Here is a 19,221-nt window from a genome sequence, read left to right as displayed (position 1 = left end):
GTTTCTTTAACAAATGAGAGGCTTATGCAGCGTCTTCTTGCTTGTCTTCTTCTACAGATTCAAGCTTTTTTGCTTTCTTTGGTGCCGGTTTGCGTTTTGCACCCAGTGCGTAAAGCACTTCTTCTTTGTTTTGAGCGAGGTACATCGCAAGATCTTCTTGCTTACCTTCGTCTTCTAGAAGTTCACTTTTACCTAGCAGCGTGAATAGTTCGTCTGCCATGTCTAGCATTTTATCGTATGCGTCAGCTTCCGCTTTAGAGGTAAAAGTCATTTTCTCTTCTCCATTGCGTTCTACCACGTACTTGACGATTACAGCCATGGTTGGTCCCCTAACTTGGTGTATTGATACTGGCTTTTTATACAGTTTTTGACCAGTTAAGTCTAGTGACAAGCCTAAGAATGAGAGACACGTACAACTAACTGACCAGCATTTAAACTATCTCCGTTTCACTTGGAGGGCGTATTCTCTAGATAAAGATTATTTGGTCGTTCCCAATCTTGGCAAAATTCGATAAACGTTTTGAGCAATGGGCTTTGATATTTCTCTTTATGAACCAGTAACCAGAAGCGACGTTTCATATCTAAAGGCATGTCGAGCAGTTTTACGCGGCCGTCACGAATAGCAGGTTCTGCAGACAAACGTGACAAGCAACCTAAGCCCAGCCCAGCAGATACTGAGTTGATCAACGCTTCGGTGGTATTGAGCTGAAAAGCTTCATGCCAATGTTCCAAGCGCGGCGCGACAACGCGCATAAAGAATTCGCGTGAACCAGACCCCGCCTCTCGCAATATCCATTCGCTGTTTTCTAGCTCGGTTAAGTTTACTGGCCCTTCGTGCGCGGCTGGGGAATCTGGCGCGCAAATCACGCACATTTCATCTTCGCTAAACTGGGTGGACTGCAATTCAGGATGAAGAGTTTTACCCTCAATGAGGGCAATGTCTAACTCGTAATCGGTCAGCATGTCGCAGATTTGTGCAGAGTTAGAAATGAACAGGCTTTGAGAACGATGGTTCGTTTGCTGACGAAATTCGCTAAGCAAATAGGGCGCAACTTGGTTGCCAATGGTGTCGCTGGCACCAATGCGAAGTTGGCCCGATAGCGCTTGGTCACCATCGAAAATGCTCTCGATGTCTTTGGCTCGGTTGAGTAACTCATCCGCCAGTGGCAGTAGCTTTTGACCTTCTTGGTTCAAAATCAGTCGGTTATTAACACGATCAAACAAGTGATGGCCGATCTGCTTTTCTAATTCTGAGAGTGCCATGCTCACAGCGGCTTTTGATAAAAAGAGACTATCAGAAGCTGCTGTGAGCGTTTTGTGTTGCGTGATCGTCGTAAACACTTTCAGTTGTTTAAGAGAAATGTGACTTGCCATACCCCACCGTTAAGTAATTTTGAACGTTTGTTTTAAATAATTAGATATATCGGAACGAAGTGCAAGCGTATTATACGCTCCATCAAGAGTGAGTCTGGTTGAGGTCATCATGATTCAAAGAACAAAAGCAAAAGTAATGGGAGCACCAACTCCGATGGCGGGTTTGGCTCTTGGTATTGCAAGCTTAGGCTGGAGTTGGGAAAACTTCGCCGAATTACATGGCTACGGACAGTGGATTAGTGCGGGTATTGCGAGCGTATTGTTGGTTATATTGGCAACCAAGTTTTTGCTACATAACCATCTATTGAGAGAAGATCTTGCTCATCCGGTTGTGGGCAGCGTGGTTCCGACATTTGCGATGGGCACTATGGTGGTATCGAACTCTCTAGGCCATTTTTACCCATTGGCTGGTGATGTACTTTGGCTGATTGCAGTGGTTCTGCACATCGTGTTCTTGGTGAGCTTTGTTTACCATCGCGCCAAAGATTTTGAATTGCACCACATGGTTCCTAGTTGGTTTGTACCGCCAGTGGGTATCATCGTTGCGGATGTGTCTTTCTCTGGCAACCCGATGTTAGCACCAGTGGCACAAGGTGCATTGATGTTTGGTATGGTGGCGTACGCGATCATGTTGCCGATGATGATTTACCGTTTCATGTTTACCCATGAAATTCCGGATGCAGCGAAACCAACAATGGCAATCATGGCAGCGCCAGCAAGTCTATCATTGGCAGGGTACTTAACGGTCACTGCGACACCATCACCGGTGATCATCGCTATGCTATTTGGTATCGCGGTATTGATGACAGCCATCATTTACCTCGCATTCTTTAAATTGCTTAGACTGCCATTTAGCCCAGGCTATGCGGCGTTCACTTTCCCGATGGTGATCGGTGCGACGGCGCTGTTTAAAATGGCGAATTGGATGGAGTTGCAAGGATTGGCTGCGCACTATGTTCAACAAGTGCGAGGCTTAGCTGGTCTTGAGTTGATTGTGGCAACATTTGTTGTCTCTTATGTGGCTTTACAATACATCAACAACTTATTGATTCAGCCACGCTTGATGCACGCTCATCACGCTTAAATAGCAGAGAGGAAAAAGCCTCTTGGTCTTACAACCAAGAGGCTTTTTTATTTCAATCGGCGTCGATGTTGGACGCTAGCCTTTTTTGTAAAATCGCGACATCTCATCCAGAGAATGACGAATGATATCGACAGGAACTTTCTGTTTTTTCTCGACTTTTAATTGGCGATTCAGTTGCTGAGAGTGCCCGCCAGGATTGACCACAAGCATCAGTTCTTTGCCGACCAATGCATAGTTGTAGTAGCTGCCAGCAATATACCAATCGCGAGGGGCAGAGCTATCAAATAAGTTATGACCAACACTGTATGAACTCGTTGTGCCTTGAACGTCAAACAGCGTATTCATCATGGTTGGCACGACGTCAAAATGGGTCGTGCGGTAATTAATTTGCTCTGGTTGACGATTTGGCATGTACACGTAAAGAGGCACATGCACTTGTACGTCACTGTAGTTACCCGTGTGGCCCCAATAGTTCATCTTATGGTCATTAAACTCTTCACCATGATCAGATGAAATCACCACAATGGTATTGTCTAAGTCGACGTTTTTCAGCACATCGCCAATCAAGCTATCGATGTAGTACAACGAGTTCTTGTATCGATTGTGGTAAAGCGAAGCGTCAAAATCGTTGTTGAGCAAAATGTGGTCAACGCGTTCCCAGTATGGTTTGAATTTCGCAAATTCAGGTTCGGGAAATACTGTGCCGTGGGCGGCATCGTAGAACAGAAAACCAAAGTACGGCTTATCGCTGTCCTGCTTTTGGAACTCGATGAACTTGTCTGTTATCTGCTGATCGCGCTCGACAGCTGTTTCCCCAGTTTGTTTCAAGGTCAAGTCCGACACTTTTTTGAATACCGTGCGAGAAAGTGGCGGGCTGGTGAGCGGTGCCGAGCCAAAAATGCCCATGCGGTAGCCTTCTGCTTGCAGCGTATCCATAAAAACAGGAGAGCGTTGGCTTGCGTAAAAGCTTTCCCAGTAGGTCGCTGGCAAGCTGTAAAACAGGCTGAAAATACCCGCTTGAGTTGAGTTGCCGCCGCTCATATGTTGTGTGAAATTCACCGTTTTTTCGGCGAACTTGCTGACATTTGGCATGACTTCCGGCGTCGCATCACTGTAGCGCCACGCGTCAACCAAGATAAACAAAACATTGGGCTGATTCTCTTTGCTTTGCACTTGAATGGGTGCAAGCGGGTAGTTGAGTGAGCTACGTTCAATATTGGTTAACTCTACGCGGTTCTTCGATGCAATGTTCTCATCCACTAGGTCGTGTTTGTAAATAAATTTACGAGCCGTCAGCGGGTAGTAAAGTGGCCAGTTATTCGAAAACTGACTGACTTCATCGTCGTAAAGCGCGTTTTTGTACGCATGAATCATCTGTGTGCTGACCAATACAGCAAACCAGACGCTGATCAAAACGAACTTAGCTCGGCTTTGTGCCAGTTTATTACTTACCCAAACGGTACAGGCGAGCCCGATCACCAGAACGGCAACTTCACTGACGAAGATAAGCCAACTCATCCACGAAATATCGAAGACATCACCGCCACCTTCGAAAAACATACGGATTAATAGAGCGTTGATGTGAAGTTTGTATTGCTGAAAAACGAGGATATCGACTTTAAACATGATCAATAGACAGATCGCAATAGCGATCACGATGCCTTTGAATGCTCGAGTCGGTAGAAAAGAGAGCAATAAACTCAACAACATAAATGGAAGAGCGATCAAGCCCAGCCAGCCATATTGAGTCGAAACTAAATAGTAACCTTGCAACAAGGTTAGTGGTTCATTCTGATTGTTAGACAACACAAAAGGATAACAAGCGATCGACAGATACACTGCAAAGCAAGCAAAAAAAGCAATCAGCCAAGCGCTGTTGGAAGACAGTTTGCGAAACATACTTTTTGTTTGTTTATAAATTATGGGTAGTGGGAGTATAAAACAGTGTTTTTTATTATGGAATAGTTGCTACGAATGTCACATTTTGTATGGAAGTGTCAGACTTGATTGACATGTGAAAATTAAGAAGATTCATACTCTATTTGAGTGATATATAACCTTTTGTTTTTTCCGAACGCGAGATCACTGCGGGTTTAAATGGGGCTGTGCTAAGCTAGCTAACAGTTTCAATCGGCGCTCGGTATTCCCAATTTGTTTACTGTTTATCATTCCAACCAAGTTGACGTTCTCAAATCACTCCTTGTCGAACTGATTCGAATCAGTCCGCTGGAAAACCCGTTCGAAAAAGAACAAATTCTGGTTCAAAGTCCGGGCATGTCCCAGTGGCTAAAAATGGAATTGGCCAAAGAGTTTGGTGTTGCCGCGAACATTGATTTTCCGCTTCCTGCTACCTTCATTTGGGATATGTTTACGCAGGTGTTGCCAGACGTGCCAAAACGCAGTGCGTTTAACAAAGAAGCGATGACGTGGAAGTTGATGCATCTGCTTCCGGGGCTTCTCAACCAAGAGGTGTTTTCGCCGTTAGCGCAGTACTTCAAAGATGACAGTGACCACTCTAAGCTGTATCAGCTGGCTGAGAAAATTGCCGATATTTTCGATGGTTACTTGGTGTATCGTCCGGAATGGATCGCAAGTTGGGAAGCTGGGCAGAGTGTGCCAGAGCTGGAAGATGAGCATCCGTGGCAGCCGATCCTATGGCAAGCGTTGTACGATCACACTGTGTCATTAGGGCAGTCTCCATATCACCGTGCCAACCTTTATGAGCATTTTATCGACACGTTAGCGAGTTTTAACGGCAATTTTGACCATTTACCCAAGCGTTTGTTTGTTTTTGGCATTTCTTCGTTGCCGCCTCGCTATATGGATGCGCTAAAAGCAATTGGTGAACACATCGACGTGCATCTGATGTTCACCAACCCTTGTCGTTATTACTGGGGTGAAGTTCGAGATCGCAAATATCTGGCTCGTTTGGCGGCGAAACATCGTCAGCATGTTGTGTGGCAGGACGATCACTCGGAAGTGCAAGGTGAAACTGAGCAACTGAAAGGATCACTGGAAGATAATGTGATCGATGAGCTGCACACCGATGTGGTCGGAAACAGTCTGTTGGCATCCATGGGTAAACTCGGGCGCGACAATATGTATCTGTTGTCTCAGCTGGAATCTCATGAAATTGAAGCCTTTGTTGATGTTGAGCGCGACAGTCTGCTCCATCAATTGCAAGCGGATATTCTCAATCTTGAAGAACATCAAGATGACCAACAGATTGAAAACAGTCATCACAAACAAGTGGTTAGCTTGGGTGATAAATCACTGAGCCTACACGCTTGTCACAGCCCGATGCGTGAAGTGGAAGTGCTGCATGATCAACTGTTGGCGATGTTCGATGCTGACCCAACGTTAAAACCGCGCGATATTATCGTGATGGTCGCGGACATCAACGCATACAGCCCTGCGATTCAGGCGGTCTTTGGTAACGCACCGGGTGAGCGTTTTATTCCATATTCGATTTCTGACCGAACTGCCGATCAAGAGAGCCCAATTCTGGCTGCATTTATGCAGTTGGTGAACTTACCCAATACGCGCTGTTTGGCATCAGAACTACTCGAACTTCTGGAAACTCCAGCGATATTAAAGCGTTTTGAACTCAGCGAAGATGATTTCTTACAAGCCAAACAATGGGTTGAGGAATCGGGAATTCGCTGGGGGTTGGATGCCAATACCGGACGCGAATTTGAACTGCCGGAAACCCGTCAAAACACATGGCAATTTGGTATTCAACGAATGTTGCTTGGCTACGCGATGCCAGAATCCGCAGGTTTGTTTGAAACCGAGCAAGGCAGTTTGTCTCCGTACAACGAAGTGCAAGGCATGGGCGCAGAGCTGGCGGGCAAGTTGGCACACTTTATCCAACAAATTAGCACTTATCGAAGCAAACTTTCTCATGTTCAAACTATCGATGGTTGGCGAGAGACTTTGGTTTCACTGCTGGATGACTTCTTCTCAGTTGAGTTAGAAGGCGAAATGGCGCTCAAATCCATTCGCGATACGCTCAGCCAACTCAAAGAGCAATTAGCTGATGCCGCATTTGATGATGCGTTATCGCCGTCGATCATCAGCCAATACCTTCAAAACAAATTATCTGGCACACGAGTCAGCCAGCGCTTCCTTGCTGGTCAAGTGAACTTTTGTACCCTGATGCCGATGCGCTCTATTCCGTTTAGAACCGTTTGTCTACTGGGGATGAATGACGGCGTGTACCCACGCTCCATGCCGCCGGAAGGTTTTGACTTGATGACGGGAAGAACCAAACCGGGCGATCGTTCGCGCCGAGATGATGACCGTTACCTATTCCTCGAAGCGATGTTGTCTGCACAGCAAACGTTGTACATCAGTTATGTTGGCCGTTCAATCCAAGACAACACCGAGCGAGTGCCCTCGGTATTGGTTTCTGAGCTGATGGAATACTGCCACCAAAACTATTGTTTAAGTGGTGATGAAGCGTTGCCCGTTGATGAGTCTGGCGACAACTTGTTAAACGCGTTGGTGAATACCCACGCCATGGTGCCGTTTAGCCCAAGTGCGTTCCAAGGCATGCATGCCAGCTACGCGAAAGAATGGATTCCAGCGGCATTGACTCAAAGTCGTCAATCGCAAGGCTATGTTCGTCGTGATTTTAACCGTGCATTAGACGACTATCTGTTAGGAGCGACGTTCCCACTTGAGCTCGACTTAGTCGAATTGCAACGTTTCTGGCGCTTACCGGTGCAGTATTTTTTCAATCGTCGCTTAAAAGTAATCTTTGAACCGCCACTGCCGGTGATGGAAGACGACGAACCCTTTGTTTTAGGTGGTTTGGAAAGCTATCAAATGCGTGATGAGCTGCTAGAAACCTTGCTTGAAACGACATTGATGCAGCCAGAGAAAAAAGCAGAGGTGCTTAAACACTTTATGAGTCAACAGCGCGCGCAAGGCAAACTTCCGGTGGGAGCGTTTGGTGATATCGAATTTGAAACCAACCGAGTTCAGGCGGAAGAGCTGGTGGATAAACTGGCGTTTTTATCTGGTGCGCCTCAAGACGATTTGGAAATCGACCTGACGTTTGATTCCTTGTTTGAGCGAAATGAAGGCGAAGAGAAAAACGTTCGCCTAACAGGTTGGCTAACTCAATGCTACCAATCCGGTTTGATTCGCTATAGAAGCGGTAAGATTCGCTCGCAGGATTACCTTGCTGCGTGGATCGACCACCTTGCCATGTCGGCGTCGGGTCATGCTAAGAAAACCCACATCATTGGTTACGATCGTAAAGAAGGCGCGCTGCATTTGATCTACCCAGAAATTGCCGATGCGCAGTATGCCAAACAGCTACTGACTGAATTAGTTCGCTTATTCTTCGAAGGCATGACTAAGCCTTTGCCTTATTTCCCGAAAACGGCGTTGGCTTGTGTTGAAGCGGGCTTTAGCCGCGGTCAGTGGGTCGATGACGAAGAGAAATCTTTGAAGAAAATGGCTGACGCATTCAATGATGGCTTCATGAGCCCGGGTGAAGGCAATAATGCGTACATCTCTCGAATTTGGCCTGCTTGGAATGATGAGTTGGCCTCAGAAGTTCGTTTGCTGACAGCATTAGTACTGCAAGGTGCGCGCTTAGCGGTTCAAGACGCTGATGACGTAAAAGCGTAATAAAGACAGTTGGATAAAGAGAAGGAAGAGTAGGGTGGCCGCCAGAAAATCATTATTTTTTGTAGGGCGTTCGCTGTACGGCCACAAGGTCAGAGGGACCATGATACTTTTGTTTAATTCATTTGAGTTGTGTCGCCAAAAAGGTTTGGCTTATCTCGTGGGGCGCATACTAACGGTACGTCTTATGGATAACCGTGAGAAAGATCTCACAAAGCTCTAAATTATCCAACTTGTTAAACATATTAATAGAATTTTTAACTATAGATCACATTTATTAGGTGATACGTCCTAGTAAATAATCCGGAGAGATTCAGCGTTATGGATCAAATGTCAGGTGCAGAGTGTCCTCTACATACGTTAGACCGCACAGAGCAACCTCAACCAACGCCACTAGAACCGATGACGTTTCCTCTGCATGGTGCGAGGTTAATCGAGGCATCAGCAGGTACAGGTAAAACCTTCACTATTGCAGGTTTATATCTGCGTCTTTTGCTTGGTCATGGCAGCGCGGAAACTCGACATTGCGTACCGCTTACGGTCGACCAAATTCTGGTTGTAACCTTTACCGAAGCGGCAACTGCGGAATTGCGCGATCGTATCAGGGCAAGAATCCATGATGCGCGAATCGCGTTTGCGCGTGGACAGAGTTCCGACCCGGTGATCCAACCTTTGCTTAATGAGTTTGACGATCACAAGCAAGCCGCAGAAATTTTATTGCAGGCAGAGCGTCAGATGGACGAGGCGGCGGTCTACACCATTCACGGTTTTTGCCAACGCATGCTAACGCAAAATGCGTTTGAATCTGGCAGCCGATTTAACAACGAGTTTGTGACCGATGAAAGTCACCTAAAAGCGCAAGTTGTAGCCGATTACTGGCGTCGCAATTTCTACCCGTTACCATTTACCTTGGCTGGGGAAATTCGCCAGCTATGGAGCTCTCCATCTGCGTTGTTGTCTGACATCAGCAATTACTTAACCGGTGCGCCGTTAAGCCTTTCTGTTCCTGCAATGAAAGGCAGTTTGGCTGATCTTCATACTGAAAATCTGAAAAAAATTGATGAATTAAAAGCACAGTGGCGAGAAAGCCAAGATGACTTCTTCACGCTGATTTCAGATTCAGATATTAACAAACGCAGCTACACCAAAAAGTCTCTGCCGACGTGGTTGGAGGCGGTGAATGCTTGGGCGGCAACGGAAACCACAGGTTACGATTATCCAGACAAGCTGGAGAAATTCGCGCAAAACGTCTTGTTGGAAAAAACACCGAAAGGCAGTGCGCCGCAGCATGCGGTATTTGAAGCCATTGAAACATTTCTTGCCAATCCAATCAGCTTAAAAGCGCCACTGCTTGCTCATGCGATTGAGCATTGTCGTGTGATGCTGGCCAACGCGAAAAATCAAAAACAGTGGCTCTCTTTCGATGATTTGCTGACGCAACTTTCTGCTTCTATCGATACGGACGAAAGCGAGCTTTTAGCGGCGCGTATTCGTACTTTGTACCCTGTCGCAATGATTGACGAGTTCCAAGATACTGACCCGCTTCAATACAGTATTTTCAGCCGTATTTATCTGAACAACCCGGAATGTGGTTTGTTTATGATCGGGGACCCCAAGCAGGCGATTTATGGCTTTCGTGGCGCAGACATTTTCACTTATATCAAAGCGCGTAACCAAGTAAGTGCCCACTATACGTTAGGAACCAACTGGCGTTCTAGCGCAGATATGGTGCAGGCGGTAAACCAAGTATTTGCTTTGCCAGACAGTCCATTTATCTACGATTCGGATATTCCGTTCTTACCCGTTAAGTACAGTCCCAATGCCGAAAAACGCATTTGGACTATGGGTGGCCAAAAGCAACCAGCGCTGACTTATTGGTTGCAAGAAGCGGACGATAAACCGCTACCAAAAGGCGAGTATTTGACTCGAATGGCAGAGGCGACCGCAAGCCAAATCCAAACCATTTTGACGCAGGCTCAACAGGGGCAAGCGTGTCTGGTGAATGGCGAAAAACAGAAAGCGGTTCAAGCGGGCGATATTGCGGTGTTGGTTCGAACAGGTAGTGAAGGTCGAATGATCAAACAAGCGTTGGCTGATCAAGGCATTGCCAGCGTGTACCTGTCTAACCGAGACAGTGTGTTTACCAGTTCGGTGGCGCAGGATTTACAGCGTTTGCTGCAAGCGGTGCTGACGCCAGAAAATGACCGTGCGCTGCGTGCAAGTCTTGCCTCTGAGCTATTTGCCCTCGATGCAGCAAGTTTAGATGCGCTTAATAACGATGAAGTGGTGTGGGAAAATGCCGTAAACGAATTCAAAGAATATCGCAAACTTTGGGTTCAGCGTGGTGTGCTGCCGATGTTACGCGCGGTGATCAGCAAACGCCATATTGCCGAGCGATTACTAGAAGAAGGTGCGAGTTCACAGGGTGAGAATGGTGAGCGAGTACTTACCGATTTAATGCACATCGGTGAACTGCTTCAACAAGCCAGTAATGAACTGGATAGCGACCACGGTCTGCTGCGTTGGCTCGCTCAGTCCATCAGTGATGCGGAACACGGTTTGGGCGGCAGTGATGACCAAATCCAACGTTTAGAATCGGAACGTAACTTAGTGCAGATCGTGACTATTCACAAATCAAAAGGCTTGGAGTATGACCTCGTATTTCTGCCGTTTGTGTTCAGCTATCGAGAAGCCAGCGAAGCCAAATATTACGATGCAGCCAATGACCGCACGGTACTGGATATCACTGGCAACGATGCGTCCATGAAGCAAGCGGATAAAGAGCGTTTGGCGGAAGACTTACGCTTGATATACGTGGCGTTAACGCGTGCTGTGTATGCGTGTTTTATCGGTGCCTCACCTTTACGCAATGGCCGTTCGACCAAAGAGCCAACCGGCGTACACCGCAGTGCGATTGGCTATTTGATTCAAAATGGTCAAGAAGGTGGCATTAACGATTTGCATCAAGGTTTAACAAAGCAACAAGACGAGCTTGATTGTGTCGTTGTGGCCGATCCGCCGCAGCAACTCGAAGACAAGTACGTAGCGCCACAAGAAGAAATACACGATCTTAGCGCGAAAGAGCTGCAAAACCCTATCGATAGAAACTGGCGCATCACCAGTTATTCTGGCTTGGTCAAGCAAGGCTCTCATCACGCCGAGCATGATGCCACGATTGAGATTACGGGTTTTGATATCGACTCATCTGAAGAGCAAGACGAAGCGGATTTGGTGGAGCCAGAGCGTTCGATTTTTACCTTCCCTCGCGGTGCGCGTCCGGGGACGTTCCTGCACAGCCTGTTTGAGGAAATTGAATTTACTCAGCCAGCCACGACGGAAGAGAATACACAAATCATCCTTGGTTTGATGGAAAGCGAACAGCTCGATGAAGAGTGGTTGCCCATTTTACAGCAATTGATTGATACCGTACTCGCAACGCCGTTGGATGGTAAGTCTTTGCTGCTGAATCAAAAAGCACCGTCGCAACGCTTGGTGGAGATGGAATTTTTGTTGCCGATCGAAGTTTTGTCTGCGCCGGCGTTAAACCGAGTCATTCAACGTCACGATCCGTTGTCGTCGAAAGCGGGGGATTTAGGTTTCCAAACCGTTCAAGGCATGCTCAAAGGTTTTATCGACTTGGTGTTTGAACATCAAGGTAAATACTACGTGCTTGACTGGAAATCGAATCATCTTGGCGACGATGTGACGCACTATCATGGTGAGGCTCTGAAATCGGCCATGGCGGATCACCGCTACGATTTGCAGTATCAGATTTATGCGTTAGCACTGCATCGTTTCCTACGTAGCCGATTGGCCAATTATGATTATGAACAGCACTTCGGTGGCGTGTATTACTTGTTCTTGCGCGGCATGGATGGGCAGAGTGACCACGGTATTTTTGCCGCGAAACCAACCTTAGACTTCTTACAAGAGATGGATCGTTTGATTGATGGTCAAGCACTTGAAACGCGCTCAACTCAAGCCGGGCAGATGGAGCTACTTTAATGACGACAAATCACAATCTTCATTCTGACCAAGATAGCCTGCTGGTAGTGTTGGAACGCTTGGCGCACAAAGGTGCTATTCGACAGCTCGACTACCAATTTGCCTGCTTTATTGATTCTCAAACGCATGATGAACAGTCGGACAGTCAAGCATTGGCGTTTATCGCGGGTGTTGTCAGTAGTGAGCTTGGTAAAGGACATATCTGTCTGTCTCTGTTCGATGCACAAGGGCAATCTACGGATTTAGCCAGTAAGCTAGGGCTGTTTGGTGAGTCGGCATTGGCGCTCAACACACAGTTGCAAGGCATAGACTGGATTGAAGTATTACAAAACTCCAGCGTGGTTGGCGCGCAAGGAGAAGCCTTACCGCTGATGTTCGATGGCGAGCGTCTGTATCTGCACCGCTATTGGTATTATGAAGTGACATTGGCGGAAAAGCTCAATCAGCTGGGCGCCGCAGTTAACTTGCAACCACAAGAGTTTGCGCGATTATCCGCGTTGCTCAACCATTTGTTTGCACGCCAATACCATTTTCTGTTTAACGCGTTGGGCAAAGCAGTAGAAGCGGGAAGCAGCAACCAAGTGTTGCGTCAACAATTGGTGTGTGACCACCTTGATGTGGTCGCAAGCGAATCGTTGGATTGGCACGCCATTGATTCCGTGCTCAGCAATGCGCGCAAGGTTCAAGATTTGCAAACACTGGATGAACTCGTACCACTCTCGGCTTGCGTGAACTGGCAAAAAGTCGCGGCGGCAGTTGCGTTAACCCGTCGATTTGCTGTGATTTCTGGTGGTCCAGGCACGGGTAAAACGACGACAGTAACCAAATTGCTTGCCGCTTTGATTGAACAGGCGACGCACGAGAAAAACCTGACCATTAAGCTGGTGGCCCCGACGGGGAAAGCGGCGGCGCGATTAACCGAGTCCATTGGTAAAGCGGTGCAAGAGCTGCCAGTTTCTCCGGAGCTAAAAGTCAAAATTCCGACTGAATCGAGCACCTTGCATCGGTTGCTGGGCGCGATTCCAAATAGCGCAGAATTTCGTCACAACAAGCAAAATCCACTGCATTTGGATATTTTAGTTATCGACGAAGCGTCGATGGTCGATTTACCAATGATGTACAAAGTGGTTGATGCCTTACCGAAACATGCGCGGCTGATTTTGCTAGGTGATAAAGATCAACTTGCTTCAGTTGAAGCAGGGGCCGTGTTGGGTGATATCTGTTCGTTCCATGCATTGGGTTATGGAAAAGAGCAGGCGTCAGCCATTGCAAAACTGACGGGTTTCGATACTTTAGCCCATACGGGTAACAGTGCATCTAGCATTGCCGATAGTTTATGTATGCTGCAAAAGAGTTACCGATTTGACGCTCGCTCAGGCATTGGTCAGTTGGCAAAAGCGGTTAACTCCGGTTCTGCTGCGAGCGTAGATAACGTCTGGTCGCGTGACTTTTCCGATATCGAACATTTCGCACTAAGTAGTCAACATTACAACCAAATGATGCAGACGTTGGTACAGGAATACGGTCGTTATCTCAAACGCATTGGACAACAGGAAACCGATCCTAAAACCGGAGAGCCAGAGTCGCTAACGCACAAAGCCAAAGCGGTGTTAGATACCTTCAACCAATGCCGACTGCTGTGCGCGATCCGTGAAGGTGACTTTGGTGTTGCTGGGCTAAACCAGCGCATCGAGAAAGCGCTCGCGGCGCGCAAGTTAATTCAGGTTCAGGATGAAATTTGGTATCACGGCAGACCTGTCATGGTTACGCGTAATGATCATGGTCTAGGTTTGTATAACGGTGATATCGGTATTTGCATGCTCGATGACAGTGAAGAAGAACCGCGTTTGAAAGTCTTTTTCGAGTTACCTGACGGCAGTGTGAAATCGGCCTTGCCAAGCCGAGTGCCTGAACATGAAACGGCTTACGCCATGACCATCCATAAATCGCAAGGCAGTGAATTTGATTACACCCTGATGATTTTGCCACCAGACTTTAGCCCGATATTAACTCGTGAGTTGATTTACACAGGCATTACCCGCGCGAAAAAGCGTTTAGCTCTTTACGCCGAACTCAACGTTCTGAAGCGAGGCATTAAGGTGAAAACGGCTCGCGCGAGTGGATTAGTACAGCGGCTTACGAATTAATTTTTACTTGTGATTGTGACATTTTTGAAGATGATTCTTTGTGGCGGGTCTTATATCCGCCATTTCGTTTTCATGAAAAAATGGATTGCTATTGAGTAATATTCTTCCTTAAAGGTATATTTCTCCTTTCTCATTCGCATATCAAAGGCAACTGAATATGAGTTTGCTCGACTCGTCTTTTCTAACCTTCTTTATCGCCGGAGGAGGCGCGTTTTTATGGTTCGTTATTATCGGAGCAATTTTTATATTTTTTATACCACCAAAGGTGAAGCGGTTTGCTTTTAATCCGAAACATTATTCAGAAGTAGAGTTAGCTTTAGTCTCAGGTTTTCACTTTGGTGCTTTAATTCATGGTGTAGGCTTAGTTGTGGCGGTCGCTTTACCAACTTTGGCGAAGAGAAGGGGCTTTGCTGATGTTCATCAAGTTTGCTCCGGTCTATTCATCGGACTTTGCCGTATTTATATAAGCGTTTTATTGCTGCTAGCTATGATCACTTTAGCCTCAATGGTGGTTTGGATGTCTATTACTTGAGAGCTGGAATAGAAGGTCGGTGAAGTTTGCAGTTATTAGAAGTTTCTTTTATTACATTTTTTGTTGCAGGTGCTTTGTTAGTTTTTTGGTACCTGATAGTAGGTATTTTGCTTATTGTTATCACGCCGCAAAAAGTAAAGCACTATGCGTATACTAGTGAGCACTATACAGAAGTTGAGCTTGCTTTAGTTTCTGGATTTCACGTTGGGGCCTTAATACATGGATTAGCTCTTGTTGCCGCAGTTGCATTTCCTAAGTTGGCCAAAAAAAGAAAGCTAACAGATATTCGTAGAGTTTGCCCAAAGTGGTTCATAAATATTGGGGTAGTGTACTGGACTATTTTAATCTTTACCGTAGTCACTATTTTTGCATCTTTGTTGGCTATGATTTTGTTTTGAATTGATTACGTACATAAAAGAAGACCGAGCTTATGGCTCGGTCTTCTTTTATGCATGTTTTGCGAACGCGTTGGTAAAAGACACGCTGCGTATTTTGTATTGCTGTTGATAAGCAAGAATAAAATCTCGGATAGCGTCATTTACGGGGAAAACACAGTGGACGTCTAGGCCTTCCAAAAACTGATTGTCAGCCATATCCCAGAAGCTTTGAAGCGAATTACAAATGATTGTTCTCATAACAGTGCTCGTCTCGGCTTATTTAAAGTCAGATTAACAACTGTCCTTGGTGTGCAATACGGAGCTAACTAGTTTTTCAATTGCCCAGTATTTTAGGGTGAAGGCTACATTTCATCACCTAGATCCATTCGTATTGGTTAAAAACCAATCACTAGCGAGCAGAGTATAGCCAACCAAATGTATATTTAAAAGATAAAATTGAAACGAAAATCAAGCAATGGTTTGCGTATTTCTAAGTTGGTGTTTATATGATGACTCGCTAGCTCGAAGCAGGATTTATGTGAGGCCTTATTCCAAAACAAACTTGATGTGTGGGATTGAGCGTCAATGAGCTGAATCCCGCACCTTGAGGTGTTGGTATAGCGGAACCTTAAATTTCTCTTCCTGATTTAAGGTTAAGCTACAAATCTAGCGCTAAGATTTTTGACTTACGCTGGAAGTTATATAGCCCTTGTTTGGCTCCGGGCAAATAGTCGACACTGACTTCGTAAAAACCTTGCTCTCTGAACCAATGCAGACTGTGTGTTGTGAGGACAAAAATCTGATCAATGGTTTCGGATTTAGAACGATGTTTCATGTAGTTGAGCAGTAACAAACCTCGGTTTCCATCACGATAGTCAGGGTGAATCGCTACGCAAGCCATCTCAGCTTTACGCTCTTCTGGGTATGGATAAAGGGCAGCACAGCCAATAATCAAGCCGTCTTTCTCGATGATGGTAAATTTTCCAATCTCTTGCTCAAGCTGCTCTCGAGAGCGCCTAACGAGTACACCTTGTTCTTCTAAAGGACGAATGAGGTCTAAGATACCGCCAATATCGTCAATATTGGCTTGCCTCACTTGTTCAGCGCTCGCCATAACAACTTGGGTTCCGATGCCGTCGAAAGAGAACAACTCCTGAATTAAGGCGCCATCTACTTTATAACTGATCAAGTGGCTACGAGGTACTCCGGCACGGCAAGCGGCAATAGACCCTTTAAGAAAGCGCAGTGTCCCAGTGTTGTAATCTAGGTCAGGAGACGTATTTTCAGAAAGCGTTTTGATGACATGCTCCGCCTCAATTGGTAGCAACTCGGCGACAGCATTACCGTTGTCATCAATGACACCTTGTTCTGAACAGAAACCAATCAGCTTATCCGCACCCAGCTTTATCGCTAGTTGGGTGGCGACTTCTTCCGATAATAAATTGAAGCACTCGCCAGTCACAGAGCTCGCAATGGGGCCAAGTAGCACAATAGAGCCTTGGTCGAGCGTGCGATTAATCGCGTCGGTGTCAATGCGGCGAATGCGTCCACTATGGCAATAGTCCACACCATCATCAACGCCGAGTGGCTGAGCAATGATGTAGTTTCCGCTAACGACATTGAGCTGGGTGCCTGCCATCGGAGTGTTGTTGAGGCTCATTGATAGGCGCGCAGTAATCGCAAGTTGAAGTTGTCCGGCAGCTTGCATAACAACAGATAAAGCCGATTCATCCGTAATGCGGATATTTTTGTGGTAAGGCGTAGTGAGGTCTTGTTTTTCTAGCAGCTGATTAATTTGAGGACGTGCACCATACACCACCACGACTTTGATTCCTAGGCTATGCATGAGTGCGATATCATTAATAATATTGCCAAAATTTTTGTGTGCGACGGCTTCTCCGCCCAGCATGATCACCATGGTTTTTCCGCGGTGAGCATTGACATAAGGTGTTGATTGACGGAATCCTTTTACGAGAGCAGTACTACGAATTTTCACTACAGCCATCCCTTTGTTTAATTATGTCAAAATAATGCCTTTTTATTCACTTGGTGGCAAGGTGAAATTTTGGAATAAAGCACAAACATATTGAGGTAGGTTCTTGGTCCCGTTGAAGGGGAGAGTTACAATGAGCGCGTCTTTTCTCAATACGTGAACCTCATGTCTTCTGCTGTAAATAAGAATGCTGCGATCACTGCTTCAAATCTGTCAAAAACGTCATCTAAATCAATGCTTCGTAAGTGGCTAGAGCGTTCTCTTATGCTTACAGCGATAGTTGGAACCGTTGTCGTGTGCATGCTGTATAGTGATTTGATTACTCGAACCATTAATCCGCCTATTCCTAAATCGACTATTTATGGCCGCTGGGTTGAGCAAGATGTTGCGCCTTATGCTCGTGAAGAATTTGTGTTGAGTGAGCGCGGTGTTACTGTAAATGGTTCTACAGTGGCTACCAGTTTTGAATTCGATGGGGATTCGTTTTCGTATCGAGTGGGTTCAAATGAGCGGCACTTCAATTTTGTGGGTAAGCAGCATGCAGAAATGAAGCTGGATGCCAATGCACATTATCTACCTGTATTCCGTTTAGAGGGGCGTGCAAGGATTGCGGTAAGATAGTCGTTTTTATCTTTGTCTGTTAAGCAGAGATCTCTTGCGTCTGTGAGTCACATGGATGATCAAAATTTCATCTCTCAATCAGTAAATCTTACTTTCAAACATAATCCGGACAATTCCGTAATTCTTCCGCTGCTATCATGTTGCATTAACTGAATGAATTCACAACGAGTAAACGGATTGGCTTAGCGTTGAAACATTTTGTCGTTGCTTTTCAATTGCACCGTATGCATTTGTTTGCCATCCTTTTGCTATTCTCTTTTACGGAAAAGACACGTGTTAAAAAAACTCCTTCCTATTATCTCTTTGAGCCTACTCTTTGGCTGTGCTCAACAAAATGATCGTGCTCAGCAATATCTTGATGGTGAGTTTCCTCAGATCCTCAATCAAGTGGATGTGGTTGAGTCTAACAAACCACGCGATTTTACTGAATTTAACAAGCAAGCTGAGCAAGTGGTGATAAAGTCACCATCCATGGCGAAGATGTACCAACCGCTATATCAACGATTAAGTGAGTGGGCGCAACAGAGCGGAGATACCAGCGCGTTGAGTGCGTTTGGCATTCAAGCCGCGCAATTGGGTGGTGGTGATAAAAAAGGTAATGTGTTGTTTACCGGATACTTTTCTCCCGTGATGGAACTGCGTCATACACCAAACGACATTTTTAAGTACCCAGTTTATGGCAAGCCAAACTGCTCATCAGATTGTCCGACTCGCGCGGAGATCTACAATGGAGCACTAGATGGACAAGGTTTGGTGCTAGGTTACGCGCCTAATCGTATCGACCCATTTATGATGGAAGTGCAAGGCAGTGGCTACGTGCATTTTGAAGATGATGATACGTTGGAGTACTTTGCGTACGCGGGTAAAAACAATAAAGCTTACGTCAGCATTGGCCGCATTTTGATTGAACGTGGTGAAGTCCCGCGTGAAAAAATGTCCCTCAAAGCAATCAAAGAGTGGGTGATGGACAACGACGATGCGACAGTGCGCGAGTTGTTGGAGCAAAACCCTTCTTACGTTTTCTTTGCGCCAAAAGCAGAAGCGCCAGTAACAGGCTCGGCTGGTATTCCGTTGTTGCCAATGGCCGCCGTCGCGGGTGACCGTTCTATCTTACCAATGGGTACGCCAATCTTGGCGGAAGTGCCACTGCTGAATGCCGATGGTACGTGGAGCGGCGCTCACCAACTTCGCATGCTGATCGTGTTAGACACAGGTGGTGCGGTAAAACAAAACCATTTGGATCTGTATCATGGCATTGGTGCGAGAGCAGGGACAGAAGCTGGGCACTACAAGCATTTTGGTCGAGTGTGGAAACTTGGGCTCGAAAACTCACCAACTCAAGCGCCTTGGGCTTTACCGCCAGAAAAGCTACAATAGCTCCCCAAGAAAGAGGAACCCCCTCTTATCTAGACATTTCATCAAAGAGTGCGTATAAATCGCACTCTTTG

General features: G+C 46.2%; 13 protein-coding genes. 8 read left to right on the top strand and 5 right to left on the bottom strand.

Features of this window, described 5'->3' with window-relative positions; all coding sequences use genetic code 11:
- Positions 1 to 22 precede the first annotated feature (22 nt).
- Positions 23 to 319: a YebG family protein gene (locus L3V30_RS02780; protein WP_041852896.1), complete on the bottom strand. Its 297-nt coding sequence runs from the start codon at positions 317 to 319 to the stop codon at positions 23 to 25.
- A 128-nt stretch (positions 320 to 447) separates the two neighbouring features.
- Entirely contained in the window at positions 448 to 1,374 is a 927-nt protein-coding gene (locus tag L3V30_RS02775; RefSeq protein ID WP_134647125.1) for a LysR substrate-binding domain-containing protein, read from the bottom strand.
- A 109-nt stretch (positions 1,375 to 1,483) separates the two neighbouring features.
- Here L3V30_RS02775 and L3V30_RS02770 point away from each other — a divergent pair, with 109 nt between their 5' ends.
- A complete protein-coding gene (locus L3V30_RS02770; RefSeq protein ID WP_025533968.1) occupies positions 1,484 to 2,458 on the top strand; it encodes a TDT family transporter in 975 nt (324 codons plus the stop codon).
- A 75-nt stretch (positions 2,459 to 2,533) separates the two neighbouring features.
- On the opposite strand, the gene L3V30_RS02765 is transcribed toward L3V30_RS02770, so the two are convergent.
- Positions 2,534 to 4,357 carry a DUF3413 domain-containing protein gene (locus tag L3V30_RS02765; RefSeq protein WP_237308273.1) on the bottom strand — a complete coding sequence of 608 codons (1,824 nt, stop codon included), beginning with the start codon at positions 4,355 to 4,357 and terminating at the stop codon, positions 2,534 to 2,536.
- Between the two features lie 252 nt (positions 4,358 to 4,609).
- On the opposite strand from L3V30_RS02765, the gene recC reads away from it, so the two are divergent.
- The 5 genes from recC to L3V30_RS02740 all read left to right on the top strand — a co-directional run bounded on the left by recC (position 4,610) and on the right by L3V30_RS02740 (position 15,180).
- Positions 4,610 to 8,101 (top strand): exodeoxyribonuclease V subunit gamma, encoded by a 3,492-nt coding sequence (recC, locus tag L3V30_RS02760; RefSeq protein ID WP_237308272.1) that lies wholly within the window; start codon positions 4,610 to 4,612, stop codon positions 8,099 to 8,101.
- A 327-nt stretch (positions 8,102 to 8,428) separates the two neighbouring features.
- Positions 8,429 to 12,103, top strand: a complete 3,675-nt coding sequence (gene recB / locus L3V30_RS02755) for an exodeoxyribonuclease V subunit beta (RefSeq protein ID WP_237308357.1) — start codon at positions 8,429 to 8,431, stop codon at positions 12,101 to 12,103.
- Entirely contained in the window at positions 12,103 to 14,250 is a 2,148-nt protein-coding gene (gene recD / locus L3V30_RS02750) for an exodeoxyribonuclease V subunit alpha (protein WP_237308271.1), read from the top strand. Before recB ends, recD begins: the two co-directional genes overlap by 1 nt.
- 157 nt (positions 14,251 to 14,407) lie before the next feature.
- Positions 14,408 to 14,782, top strand: coding sequence for a hypothetical protein (locus tag L3V30_RS02745; RefSeq protein ID WP_053809819.1), 375 nt, complete (start codon positions 14,408 to 14,410; stop codon positions 14,780 to 14,782).
- A gap of 26 nt (positions 14,783 to 14,808) precedes the next feature.
- On the top strand, positions 14,809 to 15,180 hold the full coding sequence (locus L3V30_RS02740) for a hypothetical protein (protein WP_053809818.1): 372 nt from the start codon (positions 14,809 to 14,811) through the stop codon (positions 15,178 to 15,180).
- A gap of 48 nt (positions 15,181 to 15,228) precedes the next feature.
- On the opposite strand, the gene L3V30_RS02735 is transcribed toward L3V30_RS02740, so the two are convergent.
- Together L3V30_RS02735 and argA are read right to left on the bottom strand one after the other, a co-directional pair.
- Positions 15,229 to 15,417 carry a hypothetical protein gene (locus tag L3V30_RS02735; protein WP_005380230.1) on the bottom strand — a complete coding sequence of 63 codons (189 nt, stop codon included), beginning with the start codon at positions 15,415 to 15,417 and terminating at the stop codon, positions 15,229 to 15,231.
- Positions 15,418 to 15,817: 400 nt separating this feature from the next.
- Positions 15,818 to 17,155: an amino-acid N-acetyltransferase gene (gene argA / locus L3V30_RS02730; protein ID WP_012841478.1), complete on the bottom strand. Its 1,338-nt coding sequence runs from the start codon at positions 17,153 to 17,155 to the stop codon at positions 15,818 to 15,820.
- A 162-nt stretch (positions 17,156 to 17,317) separates the two neighbouring features.
- Between argA and L3V30_RS02725 the strand changes: the two genes are divergently transcribed.
- Positions 17,318 to 17,773, top strand: coding sequence for a DUF2850 domain-containing protein (locus L3V30_RS02725; protein WP_237308270.1), 456 nt, complete (start codon positions 17,318 to 17,320; stop codon positions 17,771 to 17,773).
- Between the two features lie 273 nt (positions 17,774 to 18,046).
- On the top strand, positions 18,047 to 19,150 hold the full coding sequence (gene mltA, locus L3V30_RS02720; RefSeq protein ID WP_012841480.1) for a murein transglycosylase A: 1,104 nt from the start codon (positions 18,047 to 18,049) through the stop codon (positions 19,148 to 19,150).
- Positions 19,151 to 19,221 lie beyond the last annotated feature (71 nt).

This window comes from Vibrio sp. A1-1 (genome assembly GCF_021728175.1).
GTDB lineage: Bacteria > Pseudomonadota > Gammaproteobacteria > Enterobacterales > Vibrionaceae > Vibrio > Vibrio diabolicus.
This window is presented reverse-complemented; position numbering and strand designations above follow the sequence as displayed.